Raw genomic sequence first — 16127 nt, 5'->3', positions numbered from 1 at the left:
GCTGTCCGCGCTCGGGGAGACCCTCTACATGGTGGCCGTCACGCTGCTGCTCGCCGGTCTGCTCGGCCTGCTCGTGGGCGTGGGCCTCTACGTCACCCGCCGGGGCAACATCCTGGAGCACCGGGCGGTGCACGAGGGCCTCAACCTCGTGGTGAACTTCGTCCGGCCGATCCCGTTCATCATCCTGCTCGCCGCGCTCGGACCGGTGACCCAGGGAGTCGTCGGGACGCGGCTGGGACCCAACGCGGCGATCTTCGCGATGACCATCGGGGCGATGTTCGCGGTGGCTCGCATCGTCGAGCAGAACCTGATGAGCGTGGACCCCGGCGTCGTCGAGGCGGCCCGTTCGATGGGGGTCTCCCGGGCCGGGATCATCACCACGGTGATCCTGCCCGAGGCGCTGGGCCCCCTGGTGCTCGGCTACACCTTCCTCGTCATCGGCATCACGGACATGTCCGCGATGGCCGGGGCCATCGGCGCCGGCGGCTTGGGCGACTTCGCCCTGCGCCTGGGCTACCAGCGGTTCAACGACGAGGTCACGTGGGCGGCCGTCGCCGTCATCGTGGTCCTGGTCCAGCTCGTGCAGGTGGTGGGCAACCGGCTGGCCCGCCGGATCCTGCGCCGCTGAGGCGTTCCGCCCGGCGCCCTCCGACGGCCGGTCGCCTCCTCCGGGAGGCGACCGGCCGTCGTCGTGGCCTGGTGCGCCTGCCACGCACCGTCCAGGATGGTGGTGCAGACTGGTCCTCGCCGTGCCGAGCGCACGGCCCCGTCCCCGGCGCCCGCCGGGGACCCTCGACGATCCCGGGAGGTCCGACGGATGGGCGTCGTGCTGTTCCTCGTGGGCGTGCTGCTGGCCGCCGTCGCCATCGCGGTCTCCATCGCCCTCCACGAGATCGGCCACCTGGTGCCGGCCAAGCTCTTCGGCGTGCGCGTCACGCAGTACATGGTGGGCTTCGGGCGCACCGTGTTCTCCCGCCGGCGGGGCGAGACGGAGTACGGGCTCAAGGCGGTCCCGCTGGGCGGCTACATCTCGATGGTCGGGATGTACCCGCCGCCGCGCGCGGGCACGACGGCCCGCGCCTCGAGCACCGGCGTGTTCCAGCAGCTGGCGGCCGAGGCGCGCGGCGCCGCCGTCGACCAGCTCGCCCCCGGCGACGAGGACCGCGTGTTCTACCGGCTGCCCGTGTGGAAGCGGGTCGTGATCATGCTCGGCGGCCCGGTGATGAACCTCCTGCTCGGCGCCCTGTGCCTCGCCGTCCTGCTCTCCGGCTTCGGGACGGCGACGCCCACCACGACGGTCGCCTGGGTCTCCGAGTGCGTGGTGGCCGCCGAGCGCCAGGCCGCCGGGCAGACCGAGTGCCGGCCGGAGGACCCCCAGGCCCCCGCGAACGCCGCCGGGCTGCGCCCCGGGGACGTCGTCACGGCCGTCGACGGCGCCCCGGTCGCCTCCTGGGACGAGCTCACCGGCCGGATCCGGGAACGGGCCGGGGAGCGGATCCCGGTGGTGGTCGAGCGGGACGGGCGGACCGTGTCCTCGGCGCTCACCCCCATCCTGTCGTCGCGCCCCGTGCTGGACGCCTCCGGCGCCGCCGTGACCGGCGAGGACGGCGCCCCCCGCTACGAGGAGGTCGGGTTCATCGGCATCAGCCCCACGACCGAGCCCGTCCGGCAGCCGCTGACCGCGGTGCCCGGGGCGGTGCTCGACGGGCTGCAGCAGATCGCCGGGGTGGTGCTGCACCTGCCGCAGCGGGTCTACGAGGTGGGGGAGGCGGCGTTCTCCGACGCGCCGCGGGACCCCGACGGTCCGATCTCCGTGGTCGGGGTCGGCCGGATCTCGGGGGAGATCGCCGCGCACGAGGAGATCGCGCTGCGGGACAAGGCCGCCTCCCTCGTGGGCCTGGTCGGCTCCGTCAACCTGGCCCTGTTCGTCTTCAACCTGCTCCCGCTGCTGCCCCTCGACGGCGGGCACGTCGCCGGGGCGCTGTGGGAGGCGCTGCGGCGGGGCAGCGCCCGGCTGCTGGGCCGCCGCGACCCCGGCCCGTTCGACCCCGCCCGGCTGCTGCCGGTGACCTACGCGGTGGCCGTGCTGATGATCGGGATGTCCGTGCTGCTGATCTACGCGGACATCGTCAAGCCGGTCCGGCTGTTCTGAGTCCGCCCCCGGCGGTCCGGACCCGGGGCCGCCGGGCGTTCGGCGAGGGAGGAATCACCCTCCGCCGCCCGGGGTCCGCCCCGGAGCATGGGGCACAATGGGAACCGGCGACGGGCCCGGCGAGCGGGTCCCGGCGCCACCGCTCCAGCTCCTGCCCTCGATTCCTCGGAGGAACTCCTTGACCCCGGTCAGCCTCGGCATGCCCGCCGCGCCCCAGCCCGTCCTCTCCCCGCGCCGGAAGACCCGGCAGATCCGGGTCGGGTCCGTGGGCGTCGGCTCCGACTCGCCGGTGAGCGTGCAGTCCATGACGACCACCCCCACCACGGACATCAACGCGACCCTGCAGCAGATCGCCGAGCTCAACGCCACCGGCTGCGACATCGTGCGGGTGGCGTGCCCGTCCCAGGACGACGCCGACGCCCTGCCGATCATCGCCATGAAGTCCCCGATCCCGGTGATCGCCGACATCCACTTCCAGCCGAAGTACGTCTACGCCGCCATCGAGGCCGGGTGCGCGGCCGTGCGCGTGAACCCGGGCAACATCCGCAAGTTCGACGACCAGGTCGGCCAGATCGCCCGCGAGGCCAAGGCCGCCGGGGTGTCCATCCGGATCGGCGTGAACGCGGGCTCCCTCGACCAGCGGATCATGGACAAGTACGGCAAGGCCACGCCCGAGGCGCTCGTGGAGTCCGCCGTGTGGGAGGCGTCCCTGTTCGAGGAGCACGACTTCCACGACTTCAAGATCTCCGTCAAGCACAACGACCCGGTCACCATGGTCCGGGCCTACCAGCTGCTCGCCGAGCGCGGCGACTGGCCCCTGCACCTCGGCGTGACCGAGGCGGGCCCCGCCTTCCAGGGCACCATCAAGTCCGCCACGGCCTTCGGCGCCCTGCTGTCCCAGGGCATCGGCGACACCATCCGGGTGTCCCTCTCGGCGCCGCCGGTCGAGGAGGTCAAGGTCGGCAACCAGATCCTGCAGTCCCTGGGCCTGCGCCCGCGCAAGCTCGAGATCGTCTCCTGCCCCTCGTGCGGCCGCGCCCAGGTGGACGTCTACACGCTCGCCGACGAGGTGACGGCGGGTCTGGAGGGCCTCACCGTCCCGCTGCGGGTGGCCGTGATGGGCTGCGTCGTCAACGGCCCGGGCGAGGCCCGCGAGGCCGACCTCGGCGTGGCCTCCGGCAACGGCAAGGGCCAGATCTTCGTCAAGGGCGAGGTCGTGAAGACCGTCCCCGAGGACCTCATCGTGGAGACCCTGATCGAGGAGGCCAACCGCATCGCCGCCGAGATGGAGACGGACGAGAACGGGGAGACCACGGCGGGCAGTCCCGTCGTGAGCGTCAGCTGACGGGCCGGTGACGAGCGGGTGAGGACGCAGCGGAGGACGGCGCCGCGGCTGGTGCCGGCGGGGGAGGTCGATCCGGCCCAGCTGGACCGGCTGCTCGAGGCGGACCCGGTCGCCCACGCGTTCGTGGCCGCCCACGTCGAGTCCTACCGCGGCAGCAAGGGCTCGCGGATCCCGCCCGTGGTCGGCACGGCCGGGCCGGACGGGGAGCTGACCGGCGCCTGCTGGGTGGGCACGAACGTGGTGCCCGTGTCCCTGGACGCCCCGGGCCTCGACCTCGTCGGCGGGCACCTGCGCCGGGGCGGGTCCCGGCACGCCTCGCTGTTCGGGCCCGCCGAGCTGGTGCTCGGGCTGTGGTCCCGGGTGGAGCGCTCCTGGCCCCGCCCCTTCGACCTGCGGCCCGTCCAGCCCCTGCTGGCCATCGACCGGGACCCGGCGCTCGCGCCGCACCCCGGTGTCCGGGTCGCGCGTCCCGACGACCTGCCCGCCGTGCTCCCGGCGAGTGCCGCCATGTTCGAGGAGGAGGTCGGCTACTCCCCGTACACGGGCGGTGACCGCGGGTACCGGGACCGGGTCTCCGCGCTCGTCGCGGCGGGGCGCTGCCTCGTGCTGACCGACGACGGGGGCCGGGTGGTGTTCAAGGCCGACCTCGGCTCGGTCGCCCGCGGAGTGGCGCAGGTGCAGGGCGTGTGGGTCGACCCGGCGCACCGCGGCCGGGGGCTGGCGGCGCCCTGCATGGCCGCCGCCGTGCGCCTCGCCCGCCGGCGCACGCCGGTGGTCAGCCTCTACGTCAACGACTACAACGTCCGGGCCCTCGCCACCTACCGCCGGGTCGGCTTCGAGCGGGTCGGGACCTTCGCCACCGTGCTGCTCTGAGGCCCCCGGGCACGCCGATCCTGGCGCGGCGGCCCGGGCCGGGGGTGTAGATTTGACCGGAATCAGCGGCGCCGTCGGCGCCGCCCACCCTCTCGACGCCCGGGCCCGGCCGCACCACGCCGCGCTCCCCGGGAGAAACGGAGCCCTCGTGGCGCTGCGACTCTCCTCCCTGTTCCTGCGGACCCTGCGCGAAGACCCTGTCGACGCCGAGGTGGACAGCCACAAGCTGCTCGTCCGTGCCGGCTACATCCGCCGCGCCGCCCCGGGCATCTACACCTGGCTGCCGATGGGCCTGCGGGTGCTCGGGAAGGTCGAGCGGGTGGTGCGCGAGGAGATGGGCGCGATCGGGGCCCAGGAGGTGCACTTCCCGGCGCTGCTGCCGCGCGAGCCCTACGAGGTCACGCACCGCTGGACGGAGTACGGCGAGAACCTCTTCCGCCTGAAGGACCGCAAGGACGGCGACTACCTCCTCGCGCCCACGCACGAGGAGATGTTCACGCTGCTCGTCAAGGACCTGTACTCGTCCTACAAGGACCTCCCCGTCACCCTGTACCAGATCCAGGCGAAGTACCGGGACGAGGCCCGTCCCCGCGCCGGCCTCCTGCGCGGGCGCGAGTTCGTCATGAAGGACTCCTACTCCTTCGACGTCGACGACGCCGGTCTCGACGAGTCCTACGCCAGGCACCGCGAGGCCTACGTCCGGATCTTCGAGCGCCTCGGCCTGCCCGTGGTCGCCGTCTCGGCCCAGTCCGGGGCCATGGGCGGCTCCCGCTCCGAGGAGTTCCTGCACCCCACGGTCATCGGCGAGGACACGTTCGTGCGCTCGCCGGGGGGCTACGCGGCCAACGTCGAGGCGGTGACCACCGTGGTGCCCGAGGAGTCCGACCCCGCCGGGGTCCCCGAGGCACGGGTGCTGGAGACCCCGGACAGCCCCACGATCGACACGCTCGTGCAACGCTCGAACGAGATGCACCCGCGGGCCGAGGGGCTCTGGACCGCCGCCGACACCCTCAAGAACGTGGTGCTCGCGGTCGTCCTGCCCGACGGCGCGCGACGGCTCGTGGCGGTCGGCCTGCCCGGCGACCGCGCCGTGGACCTCAAGCGCATCGAGGCCGGCATCGGCGCCGCCCTGGACGTCCCCGGCGAGCTCCTGGTGGAGCAGGCCGGCGACGAGGACCTGCGGGCCTGCCCCCTGCTGGTCAAGGGCTACATCGGTCCCGGCCTGTCCCTCGACCAGGCCGTGCTCGGTGAGAAGTCCTCGACCGGCATCCCCTTCTTCGTGGACCCGCGCGTGGTCCGCGGCACCCGCTGGATCACCGGCGCGAACGTCGCCGGCCAGCACGTCTACGACCTCACGGCCGGGCGCGACTTCGCCTGGGACGGCGTCCTCGAGTGCGCCGACGTGCGGGCGGGCGACCCCGCGCCGGACGGCTCCGGACCGCTCGAGGCGGCCCGCGGCATCGAGATGGGCCACATCTTCCAGCTGGGCCGCAAGTACGCGGAGGCGCTGGGGCTGAAGGTCCTGGACCGCAACGGCAAGCTCGTCACCGTGACCATGGGCTCCTACGGGATCGGCGTCACCCGGGCGGTGGCCGCCCTGGCCGAGGCCTACCACGACGACAAGGGCCTGCTTTGGCCCCGCCAGGTCGCCCCCGCGGACGTCCACGTGGTCGCCACCGGCAAGGGCCCCGAGGTGCTGGAGGAGGCCGAGAAGGTCGTGGCCGAGCTCGAGGCGGAGGGGCTCGAGGTGCTCTTCGACGACCGGCCCAAGGTCTCCCCGGGCGTGAAGTTCGGCGACGCCGAGCTGCTCGGCGTGCCCACCGTGCTGGTGGTCGGCCGCGGCCTCAAGGACGGCGTCCTCGAGCTCAAGGACCGCGCGAGCGGCAGCAGCGAGGACGTGGCCCGGGACGGCGTCGCCGCGGTGGTCGCCGCAGCCGTGCGCGGCTGAGCGCGTGCAGGGGCTCGGCGCCTGGCTCGGGGCCTCGGGCCTGGAGCAGATGGACCCCGGCGTCGTCGCCCTGCTGGTGGCCGCCGGGCTCGCCGCGGGCTTCGTCGACGCCGTGGTCGGCGGCGGTGGTCTGCTGCAGCTGCCCGTGGTGCTGATGGTGCCGGGGATCAGCCCCGTCCAGGCGCTGGCCACCAACAAGATGGGCTCCGTGTTCGGCACCGCGACGAGCGCCCTGACGTTCTACCGGCGCACGTCCCCCGACCTGCGCACGGCCCTGCCCATGGCCGGTGTCGCGCTGGTCGGCAGCTTCGGCGGGGCGGCGCTCGCCGCGTCCCTGCCCGAGGCGGTGTTCCGCCCGATCATCCTCGCCGCGCTGGTGGCCGTGCTCCTGTTCACGGTCGCCCGTCCGACCGTCGGGCAGCTCACCGAGCTGCGCCACAGCGGGGCGCGGCACTACGGCACCGCGATGGTGATCGGCACCGTCATCGGCTTCTACGACGGCGTGATGGGCCCGGGCACCGGCTCGTTCCTCGTCATCGCCATGATCACGCTCCTGGGCTACAGCTTCCTGGCCGCGAGCGCCAAGGCGAAGATCGTCAACCTCGCCACGAACGTGGGCGCGCTCGTCTTCTTCTTCGGCCACGGGTCGGTGCTGTGGGGCCTGGGACTCGTCCTGGGGCTGTCCAACATGCTGGGCGGCTACCTCGGGGCGCGCACCGCCGTGGCCCGCGGCAGCCGCTTCATCCGGGTCGTGTTCCTCACCGTCGTCTCGCTGCTCATCCTCAAGCTCGGCATCGACGTCCTCCGGGGAGCCTGAGCCGGCCCGCCGGCCCGGGGTCACCGCGGCGGGTCGTCGAGGACCACGCCGGGCAGGGCGCCGACCTCCCCGGTGAGCCCGGCGCGCAGCCCGGTGGCGCGCTCCAGCGCCACGAGCGCCCAGCACCGCGTGCCGGGCTCACCGCGGGCCAGGACGTGCGCGGCGGCGTCCTGCACGTCCCGGGCCGCCGTGTCCGCGACCCGGCCGGGGTGCGCCCGCACGTCGTCGGGCAGGACGTAGGCACCTGCCGGCAGCCCCGGGTCCGCCGCGAGCACCCTCCCGGCGGCCGGGACCTCCAGGAGCTCCTCGACGTCCCCCCGCGCCCGGGCCGCCAGCTCCGCGGGCACGGCGCCTGCCGGGGCGGCAGCCGGAGGAGCAGCCCCGTCCGGGGCCGTCCCGGCGCGGGCGGCCAGCGCCTCGAAGGCGTAGCCGGCCCGGTCCAGCGCCGACCACAGGACGGCGCCGGGGTCGGTCGTCCCGCCGGGAGCCGGGTCCCCGCCGACGTCGCACAGATCGGCGCCGGCCGGTGCCGGGGACCCTTCCAGCTGCCGGGCCGCCGTGACCCGCGAGACCGCCGCCGCGGCGAGCACCCGGGCCAGGGCGGGGTCCTCGGCGGCCAGGGCGTCACCGGCCAGGACCGTCGCCGTCGTCCGCAGCGCGGTGGGCGCCGCGGCGTCCGAGCCCCCGGCGCCCGCGGCGTCCGTGCCGTCGGCGGGGGAGGGGCGCTGCGCGCGGACGGCGGCGCTCGTGCGGTCGTCGGGCGCGGGACCGAGGGCCTCGAGCTGCCGGGCCAGGTCCGCGCGCACGTCCTCCCACGGGACGGCGGGCGCCGGGTCCGGGGAGGGGGCCTCGAGCAGCGCCTCGGTGCGCAGCCACGCGTCGGCGCGCACGACCTCGTCCGGGGGCACCGGACGGGCGGAGTCCAGCCACCACGCCCCGGCGGTGCCGGTCGCGAGCAGGACCCCCAGCAGCAGCGGGAGCACCCGGTGGGCGGGGGCGCGGGGATCGGTCACCGGGAGGCTCCTGGGGGACGGGACGGCGGAGGGCCGCGTCCATCATAGGATTTCCAGGACCGACCCCGCCGTCCCGACCGCACGAGGAGACCCCGTGAGCGAGCACAGCACCCCCGGACCCGACGACCACCGGCTGGCCGAGCTGATCGGACCCGCGGTGGAGGAGGCGGGGCTCGTCCTGGAGGACGTCGCCCTGAAGCCCGCCGGCACCGGTCTCGTGCTGCAGGTGCTGGTGGACCTCCCGGAGGACAGCACCGACAGCGTGGACATCGACCGGATCGCCGCGGTCTCCCGGGCCGTGTCCGAGCTGCTCGACCGCACGGACCCCGTGCCGGGCTCCGCCTACGAGCTGGAGGTGTCCTCCCCGGGAGCCACGCGGGAGCTCGTGGCGCCCCGGCACTGGCGCCGCTCGATCGGTCGGCTGGTGCGCGTCACCCCGGTCGTGGGCGAGAAGTTCACGGCCCGCCTGCTCGAGGTGGAGCCGGACGGCGTGGTCCTGCAGCGCAGCCACCAGGTGAAGAAGGGCATGCCACCCCGGCTGCTCGACCCGGAGCGCTGGGCCTTCGACGCCGTGCGCCGGGCGAAGGTGGAGGTCGAGTTCACGGACTGACGGGCCCGCCCGTACCCGGCACGAGTGTAAGATGTGCCGTTGACGCCGCGGCGCCCACCGGCGCCGCGGTCCGCAGTGCGACGACAACCGAGTGCGACGACGAGTGTGCGAGCACGACCCGTGGCGGCGCACCGTCATCCCCGACGGTGCGCTGCGCCGCCCCCGGCGTCGTCAGGTGAGGAAGGCCGGACATGGACATCGATATGAGCACCCTCCGACTGCTGGAGCGTGAGCGCGACATCCCCGTGGACCTGCTCATCCCCACCATCGAGCAGGCCCTCCTGCTCGCGTACCACAAGACCGCCGGCGCGCTCCCGGGAGCGCGCGCCGAGATCGAGCGCCGGACCGGCCACGTCACCATCTGGGCCCCCGAGCTGGACGAGGACGGCGAGGCGGTCGGGGAGTTCGACGACACCCCGGCCGGGTTCGGGCGGATCGCCGCCTCCACGGCCCGCCAGGTCATCCTCCAGCGGCTGCGCGACGTCGAGGACGACGCCGTCCTGGGCCACTTCAAGGGCCGCGAGGGCGAGATCGTCTCCGGGCAGATCCAGCAGGGGCACAACCCCCACATGGTCCAGGTCGACCTCGGCACCGTGGAGGGCGTGCTGCCCCCGCACGAGCAGTCCCCGGGCGAGAAGTACCCGCACGGCGCCCGCATCCGTGCGTTCGTCGTCGAGGTCAAGCGCGGCATGAAGGGCCCGTCCATCACGCTGTCCCGGTCCCACCCGGACCTGGTGCGCCGCCTGTTCGAGATGGAGGTGCCGGAAATCGCCGACGGCTCCGTGGAGATCATGGCGATCGCCCGCGAGGCCGGGCACCGCACGAAGATCGCCGTGCGCGCCACCCAGTCCGGGATCAACGCCAAGGGCGCCTGCATCGGCGAGATGGGCTCCCGCGTGCGCGCCGTGATGAACGAGCTGCACGACGAGAAGATCGACATCGTCGACTGGTCGGACGACCCCGCCCGCTGCATCGCCAACGCCCTGTCCCCGGCCAAGGTGTCCCGGGTGACCGTGCTCGACGAGCGGGCCCGCTCGTCCCGCGCCGTCGTCCCCGACACCCAGCTGTCCCTGGCCATCGGCAAGGAGGGCCAGAACGCCCGCCTGGCCGCGAAGCTCACCGGCTGGAAGATCGACATCGTCGCCGAGTCGAAGGCCGCCGAGCGCCGCTGAGCCCCGCCGCCCCGGGACCGGCGCCCCCGCCGCGGGGCGGCCCCGGGATCCCGCGCGCCCCCCGGTTTCGGTCCAGGGCGGTCCCCGGGATAGACTGGACAGCGGTCAGATCGTTGGTGGTCCCTGTCCGGCGCCGGTTCCCGGCCCGCACGGGACGTCCCCGACGTCCCGGCGCGAGACGAGGAGTAGCGAGCGAGTGAGTGCAGACTCCCGTCGCACGTGCATCGGATGCCGGACCACCGAACACCCTGACCAGCTCGTACGTGTGGTGACCGAACCGACCGACGGCGGCCTCCGGGCCGTGGTCGACCGGAACGGGCGCCTCGGCGGTCGCGGAGCCTGGCTCCACCCCTCCCACGAGTGCCTGGACTCGGCCCTGCGCCGGCGCGCCTTCCGGCGCGCGTTCCGGGCAGCCGTGGACACGGAGGCGGTCGCCCCCGAGCTGGACGCCCTGCTGTCCACGGTGGGCAGCCCGGCGACCGGGCGCACGAGTGCCGACCACAGCCGTCCCCGGACGGCAGCCCGCACGGTCCGACCGGACCGGTGACCACGTCCGCACGCGGGTGAAGAACTGGAAAGCGAGTCAGAGAACCGATGGAAAACCGATGAGTGCCCAGCGATGAGTGCTTCGTTGTGCTCTGCCAACGGCCTCCCGCGACCCCGCGCCGTCCTCGACGGCCGATGCTCCGGGAGCCTCAACGGAAAATAAGTGGTTCGTACCTGTTTCGGTGCGGACCGAGACAGGAGAGAAGTGGCCAAGCCCCGCGTTCACGAGCTCGCGAAAGAGCTCGGAATAACGTCCAAGGAAGCGATTTCCACGCTTCAGACCCTGGGTGAGTTCGTGCGAGGCGCGTCCTCGACCGTCGAGCCGCCCGTCGCCAAGAAGCTGCGCTCCGCCCTCGCCGGCAGGGCGGAGAAGTCCGCCCCGGCAGCCGCGGCACCCGCCGCCAAGCCCGCGTCGAAGCCCAGCACGTCGCCCCGGCCCGGCACCACCGCGCCGGCGGGCCCGGCGGCCGCCAGGCCCGCCGAGAAGGCACCGGAGAGGGCGCCCGAGAAGGCCGCCGAGCAGAGGCCTGCCGCGACGGCGCCCGAGCAGCGGTCCGCCGAGCAGCCCTCCGCCCCCGAGCGGTCCGCGCCGCAGCGCCCGGCGTCCCCGGGCGCCAAGGCACCCGCCCCGGGCCCGCGCCCGGGCAACAACCCCTTCGCCAGCCAGCAGGGCATGGGCCGCAGCGGGGCGCCCCGTCCGGGCTCCGCCGCGCCGCGCCCCGGTGGCACCGCGCCCCGTCCGGGCTCGGCCGCGCCACGCCCGGGGGCTCCCCGCCCGGCCGGGCCGCGTCCGGGCAACAACCCGTTCGCCGCCCAGCAGGGCATGCGCTCGGGCCGTCCCGAGCGCCAGGGCGGACCCCGTCCCCAGGGCCAGGGCCAGGGCGGTCCCCGCCCGCAGGGCCAGGCTCCGGGCGGTCCCCGTCCCCAGGGCCAGGGCGGTCCGCGTCCCCAGGGCGGTCCCCGTCCCGGCGGGGCGCGCCCCAGCCCGAACATGATGCCCGGTCACACCACCGGTGTCGCCCCGATCGGCTCCCGTCCGGCCGGCGGCGGCGCAGGTCCCCGCCGCGGCGCTCCCGGTGCCGGCGGCGGCGGGTTCTCCCGTCCCGGCGGCGGCCCCGGCCGCGGTGGCCGCGGCGGCACCCAGGGCGCCTTCGGGCGCGGCGGTGCCCGCGGCAAGCAGCGCAAGTCGAAGCGGGCGAAGCGCCAGGAGCTCGAGCAGATGAAGGCCCCGTCCGTCGGCGGCGTCGCCGTTCCCCACGGCGACGGCACCACGGTGGTGCGCCTGCGCCGCGGCGCGTCCCTGACCGACTTCGCCGAGAAGATCAACGCGAACCCGGCCTCCCTCGTCACGGTGCTCATCCACCTCGGCGAGATGGCCACGCAGACGCAGTCCCTCGACGAGGAGACCTTCCAGCTGCTGGGCGCCGAGCTCGGGTACCGGATCCAGGTGGTCTCGCCGGAGGACGAGGAGCGCGAGCTCTTCGAGTCCTTCGACATCGACCTGGACGCCGAGGCCGCGGCCGAGGGCGAGGACGTCCTGGAGGCGCGCCCGCCGGTCGTCACCGTCATGGGCCACGTCGACCACGGCAAGACCCGCCTGCTCGACGCGATCCGCAACACGAAGGTGATCGAGGGGGAGGCCGGTGGCATCACCCAGCACATCGGCGCCTACCAGATCGAGACCGAGGTCGACGGCCAGGAGCGGCAGATCACGTTCATCGACACCCCGGGCCACGAGGCGTTCACCGCCATGCGTGCCCGCGGTGCCCAGGTGACGGACATCGCCGTGCTCGTGGTCGCCGCGGACGACGGCGTCATGCCGCAGACGGTCGAGGCGCTCAACCACGCCCAGGCCGCCGGCGTGCCGATCGTGGTGGCGGTCAACAAGATCGACAAGCCCGAGGCGAACCCGGAGAAGATCCGCGGCCAGCTCACCGAGTACGGCCTGGTCCCCGAGGAGTACGGCGGCGACACCATGTTCGTCGACGTCTCCGCGCGCCAGAACCTCAACATCGACGACCTGCTGGACGCGATCGTGCTGACCGCGGACGGCGCGCTCGAGCTGTCGGCGAACCCGAACAAGGGCGCCCGCGGCGTGGCGATCGAGGCGAACCTGGACAAGGGGCGCGGTGCGGTCTCGACCGTGCTCGTGCAGTCCGGCACGCTGCACGTCGGCGACGCGATCGTCGCCGGAGCCGCGTACGGCCGCGTGCGCGCCATGTTCGACGAGAACGGGCAGTCCGTCGAGGAGGCGGGTCCCTCGCGGCCCGTGCAGGTGCTGGGTCTCGACTCCGTGCCCCGGGCGGGCGACACGTTCCTCTCCACCCCGGAGGAGCGCACCGCGCGCCAGATCGCCGAGAAGCGCCAGGCGGCGGACCGCAACGCCCTGCTCGCCAAGCGGCGCAAGCGGATCACGCTCGAGTCCTTCGACGAGGCCGTGGCCGCCGGCAAGATCGACACGCTCAACCTCATCATCAAGGGCGACGTGTCCGGTGCCGTGGAGGCGCTCGAGGACTCGCTGCTCAAGATCGACGTGGGCGAGGAGGTCCAGCTGCGGGTCATCCACCGCGGCGTCGGCGCCATCACCCAGAACGACGTCAACCTGGCGACCGTGGACAACGCGATCATCATCGGCTTCAACGTCCGTCCCGCCGAGCGCGTGACGGACCTGGCCGACCGCGAGGGCGTCGAGATGAAGTTCTACTCGGTGATCTACAACGCCATCGACGACGTCGAGAGCGCGCTCAAGGGCATGCTCAAGCCGGAGTACGAGGAGGTGGCACTCGGCACCGCCGAGATCCGCGAGGTGTACCGCTCCTCCAAGTGGGGCAACATCGCCGGTGCCTACATCACCAAGGGGACCATCCGCCGCAACTCCAAGGCCCGGCTCGTCCGGGACGGCAGCGTCGTGGCGGACAACCTCACGGTCGACTCGCTGCGCCGGTTCAAGGACGACGCGACCGAGGTCCGCGAGGGCTACGAGTGCGGTATCGGGCTCGGCTCCTTCAACGACATCCACGAGGGCGACCTCATCGAGACGTGGGAGATGCGCGAGAAGCCGCGCGCCTGACCCGTCCCGAGTCCCGTGCCCCGAGCACGGGACACCCGCGGCGGCACGGGCGGGCCCAGCGCCCGCCCGTGCCGCCGCCCCCGTTCCAGCATCGTTCCCAGCACGACTCCGAGCACCGTCCCGACCCGAGGAGCATCCACCATGGCTGACGCAGCACGCGCCGCCCGACTCGCCGACCGGATCAAGGTCGTCGTGGCCCAGGCGCTCGAGCGCCGGGTCAAGGACCCCCGGATGGGCTTCGTGACCATCACGGACGCCCGCGTCACCAACGACCTCCAGCACGCCACCCTGTACTACACGGTGTTCGGCACCGCGGAGGAGCAGGAGAGCACCCGCGCCGCCCTCGAGTCCGCCAAAGGCGTGCTGCGCAGCGAGGTCGGCCGCAACATCACGGCCCGCCTGACCCCCACCCTGACCTTCGTCCCGGACGAGATCCCGGTCAACGCCTCCCACCTCGAGGAGGTGCTCCGCGCGGCCAAGGAGAAGGACGCCGAGGTCGCGGCCCAGGCCGCCGGCGCCAGCTGGGCCGCAGGGGAGGACCCCTACCGGAAGCCGGTCGAGGAGGACGACGAGTCCTCCCCGGACCGCTGAGCAGGCGGAGGCACCGGGGAAGTGACCCGCACGAACACTGACGTCCCGCGCCCTGATCCGTCCCGGCCGACGCCGTCCGGGCTCGTGGTCGTGGACAAGCCCGCCGGCTGGACCAGCCACGACGTCGTCGCCCGCACCCGCCGCCTCGCGGGCACCCGCAAGGTCGGCCACGCCGGGACCCTGGACCCCATGGCCACGGGCGTGCTGGTCCTCGGCGTCGACCGGGCCACCCGCCTCCTGACATGGGTCGTGGGGCAGCGCAAGACGTACGCGGCGACGATCCGGCTCGGCCTGACCACCGTGACCGACGACGCCGAGGGAGAGGTCCTCGACGTCGCCGGCCCCGGGGCCGTGGCCGCGGTGGACGAGGACGCGGTGGCCGCCGGCGTCGCCCGGCTCACCGGGGACATCCAGCAGGTCCCCGCGAAGGTCAGCGCCATCAAGGTCGAGGGCCGCCGCGCCTACGCCCAGGTGCGCGCCGGGCAGGACGTGGAGCTCGCCGCGCGCCCCGTCACCGTGTCCGAGTTCACCGTGCACCGGCTCGTGCGCACCGCCGACGACGCCGGGCGGGCGGTCCTCGACGTCGACGTCACCGTGACCTGCAGCTCGGGCACCTACGTCCGGGCCCTGGCCCGGGACCTCGGCGCCGACCTCGGCGTGGGCGGTCACCTGACCGCGCTGCGCCGCACCCGGGTGGGCGCGTGGACCCTCGACGACGCGTCGACCCTCGACGAGCTCGCCGCGGAGGTGTCCGCCGGCCGCCCGCTGCCCGTCACGAGCCTCGAGGAGGCCGCCACCGGGCTGTTCCCCGCCCGCCGGCTGACCGCGGCGGAGGCCGAGGACGTCGCCCACGGCCGCCGGATCGGCCCCAGCGCCGCGGACGGCGGCGAGGACCTCGGCGAGCACCCCGGCGCGAGCCCGCTCGACAACGACACGGTCACCGCCGGCTTCGCCCCCGACGGGCGGCTCGTGGCCCTGCTGTCCGACCGCGGCCACCGCGGCGAGCGCACCGCCAAGCCCGTCCTGGTCTTCCTGCCCGGGGAGCGGTTCCCCGCGCCGCCGGACGCACCCCGGGGGGAACGCTGATGCTGGGGGGCTACGACGGCTGGTTCTGGGCCGCGGCCCTGCTGGGCGCCCTCTCCTTCCTGGTGTGCGCCGTGCAGGCCGTGCGCGGGCGGCAGCCCGACGACTGGACCCAGGGCTCCGTGCTGCTGCTCGAGGCGTTCCTGCTCGTCCACGCCGTGGGCTCGGTCGTCATGCACGTGCTGGGCCCGGGCCCCACCGGATCGGCCCTCGAGCACTGGGGCTACCTCCTGACCGCGCTGCTCGTCCCGGCGGGAACCTTCGTGTGGTCCCTCGTGGAGCGCTCGAGCTGGTCCAACTGGGTGCTCGCGGCCGCGGGCCCCGTGGTCGCGATCATGGTCTACCGCATGAACTACATCTGGTACTACCAGTGAACCCCCGGACCGCCACGACCCCGCAGGAGACGACCCGATGACGCACGAGCCCCCGCAGAGCGGCCCCACCCGGCTGCAGCAGCGCTTCGGGCCCCGCGCCGCCACGGCGCGCGGCGACCGCAAGTCCTCGGGCTTCGGCCGGCTGGTCGTCGTGGTCTACGCCGTCTTCTCCCTCTCGGCCGGTGTCCGCTCGCTCTACCAGATCTCGACCGGCTTCGGGGCCGCGCCGCTGCCGTACCTGCTCTCCGCCCTCGCCGCGGCCGTCTACGTGGTGGCCACCGTGGCCCTCGCCCGGCCCGGCCCCCGCTGGCACCGGCTGGCCACGGCCGCCGTGGCGGTGGAGCTGGCCGGCGTGCTCGGCGTGGGCCTGCTGTCGGTGCTCGCCCCGGAGCTGTTCCCCGAGGCCAGCGTGTGGTCCCACTTCGGGCAGGACTACGGCTACGTCCCGCTGGTGCTGCCCGTGGTCGGCCTCGCCTGGCTCCGCCGGTCCCGGCCCCGGGGCACGCGCGCCCCCGCCTGACCGCTCGCCCGTC

The 16127-nt window shown here is 74.4% G+C and carries 15 protein-coding genes; 14 read left to right on the top strand and 1 reads right to left on the bottom strand.

Translation table 11 applies throughout. The annotated features are described in order from the left end of the window. Nucleotides 1-28: 28 nt before the first annotated feature. The 6 genes from ACFYE3_RS11610 (at nucleotide 29) to ACFYE3_RS11585 (ending at nucleotide 7135) form a co-directional block, all read left to right on the top strand. Nucleotides 29-628: a methionine ABC transporter permease gene (locus ACFYE3_RS11610; protein WP_387609554.1), complete on the top strand. Its 600-nt coding sequence runs from the start codon at nucleotides 29-31 to the stop codon at nucleotides 626-628. A gap of 189 nt (nucleotides 629-817) precedes the next feature. Beyond that, a complete protein-coding gene (locus ACFYE3_RS11605) occupies nucleotides 818-2152 on the top strand; it encodes a M50 family metallopeptidase (RefSeq protein ID WP_387609215.1) in 1335 nt (444 codons plus the stop codon). 178 nt (nucleotides 2153-2330) lie between these two features. Further along, on the top strand, nucleotides 2331-3497 hold the full coding sequence (ispG, locus tag ACFYE3_RS11600; protein ID WP_133410454.1) for a flavodoxin-dependent (E)-4-hydroxy-3-methylbut-2-enyl-diphosphate synthase: 1167 nt from the start codon (nucleotides 2331-2333) through the stop codon (nucleotides 3495-3497). Nucleotides 3498-3515: 18 nt separating this feature from the next. Next, nucleotides 3516-4370 carry a GNAT family N-acetyltransferase gene (locus ACFYE3_RS11595; RefSeq protein ID WP_387609213.1) on the top strand — a complete coding sequence of 285 codons (855 nt, stop codon included), beginning with the start codon at nucleotides 3516-3518 and terminating at the stop codon, nucleotides 4368-4370. 148 nt (nucleotides 4371-4518) lie between these two features. Further along, nucleotides 4519-6318 (top strand): proline--tRNA ligase, encoded by a 1800-nt coding sequence (locus ACFYE3_RS11590; protein ID WP_387609211.1) that lies wholly within the window; start codon nucleotides 4519-4521, stop codon nucleotides 6316-6318. Between the two features lie 49 nt (nucleotides 6319-6367). Continuing rightward, a complete protein-coding gene (locus tag ACFYE3_RS11585; protein ID WP_368832161.1) occupies nucleotides 6368-7135 on the top strand; it encodes a TSUP family transporter in 768 nt (255 codons plus the stop codon). A 20-nt stretch (nucleotides 7136-7155) separates the two neighbouring features. On the opposite strand, the gene ACFYE3_RS11580 is transcribed toward ACFYE3_RS11585, so the two are convergent. Next, the gene (locus ACFYE3_RS11580) at nucleotides 7156-8148 is read right to left on the bottom strand and encodes a hypothetical protein (RefSeq protein ID WP_387609210.1); all 993 of its coding nucleotides are present in this window, start codon (nucleotides 8146-8148) and stop codon (nucleotides 7156-7158) included. Nucleotides 8149-8242: 94 nt separating this feature from the next. Between ACFYE3_RS11580 and ACFYE3_RS11575 the strand changes: the two genes are divergently transcribed. The 8 genes from ACFYE3_RS11575 (at nucleotide 8243) to ACFYE3_RS11540 (ending at nucleotide 16114) form a co-directional block, all read left to right on the top strand. Then, nucleotides 8243-8758 carry a ribosome maturation factor RimP gene (locus ACFYE3_RS11575; RefSeq protein WP_387609208.1) on the top strand — a complete coding sequence of 172 codons (516 nt, stop codon included), beginning with the start codon at nucleotides 8243-8245 and terminating at the stop codon, nucleotides 8756-8758. Between the two features lie 191 nt (nucleotides 8759-8949). Next, nucleotides 8950-9930 (top strand): transcription termination factor NusA, encoded by a 981-nt coding sequence (nusA, locus tag ACFYE3_RS11570; RefSeq protein ID WP_368832035.1) that lies wholly within the window; start codon nucleotides 8950-8952, stop codon nucleotides 9928-9930. A 196-nt stretch (nucleotides 9931-10126) separates the two neighbouring features. Then, nucleotides 10127-10477, top strand: a complete 351-nt coding sequence (locus ACFYE3_RS11565) for a YlxR family protein (RefSeq protein ID WP_387609206.1) — start codon at nucleotides 10127-10129, stop codon at nucleotides 10475-10477. Between the two features lie 204 nt (nucleotides 10478-10681). Continuing rightward, nucleotides 10682-13546: a translation initiation factor IF-2 gene (gene infB / locus ACFYE3_RS11560; RefSeq protein ID WP_387609204.1), complete on the top strand. Its 2865-nt coding sequence runs from the start codon at nucleotides 10682-10684 to the stop codon at nucleotides 13544-13546. A 141-nt stretch (nucleotides 13547-13687) separates the two neighbouring features. Continuing rightward, nucleotides 13688-14137 (top strand): 30S ribosome-binding factor RbfA, encoded by a 450-nt coding sequence (gene rbfA / locus ACFYE3_RS11555; RefSeq protein ID WP_387609202.1) that lies wholly within the window; start codon nucleotides 13688-13690, stop codon nucleotides 14135-14137. 21 nt (nucleotides 14138-14158) lie between these two features. Further along, entirely contained in the window at nucleotides 14159-15223 is a 1065-nt protein-coding gene (gene truB, locus ACFYE3_RS11550) for a tRNA pseudouridine(55) synthase TruB (protein ID WP_387609201.1), read from the top strand. Then, entirely contained in the window at nucleotides 15223-15594 is a 372-nt protein-coding gene (locus ACFYE3_RS11545) for a hypothetical protein (RefSeq protein WP_368820661.1), read from the top strand. The genes truB and ACFYE3_RS11545 overlap by 1 nt, the downstream gene beginning before the upstream one ends. A gap of 37 nt (nucleotides 15595-15631) precedes the next feature. Further along, nucleotides 15632-16114, top strand: coding sequence for a hypothetical protein (locus tag ACFYE3_RS11540; protein WP_387609198.1), 483 nt, complete (start codon nucleotides 15632-15634; stop codon nucleotides 16112-16114). Nucleotides 16115-16127: the final 13 nt, after the last annotated feature.

Source organism: Kocuria arenosa (assembly GCF_042879215.1).
Classification (GTDB): domain Bacteria; phylum Actinomycetota; class Actinomycetes; order Actinomycetales; family Micrococcaceae; genus Kocuria; species Kocuria arenosa.
The sequence above is the reverse complement of the archived record's forward strand: the minus strand, read 5'-3'. Positions and strand labels throughout refer to the sequence as shown.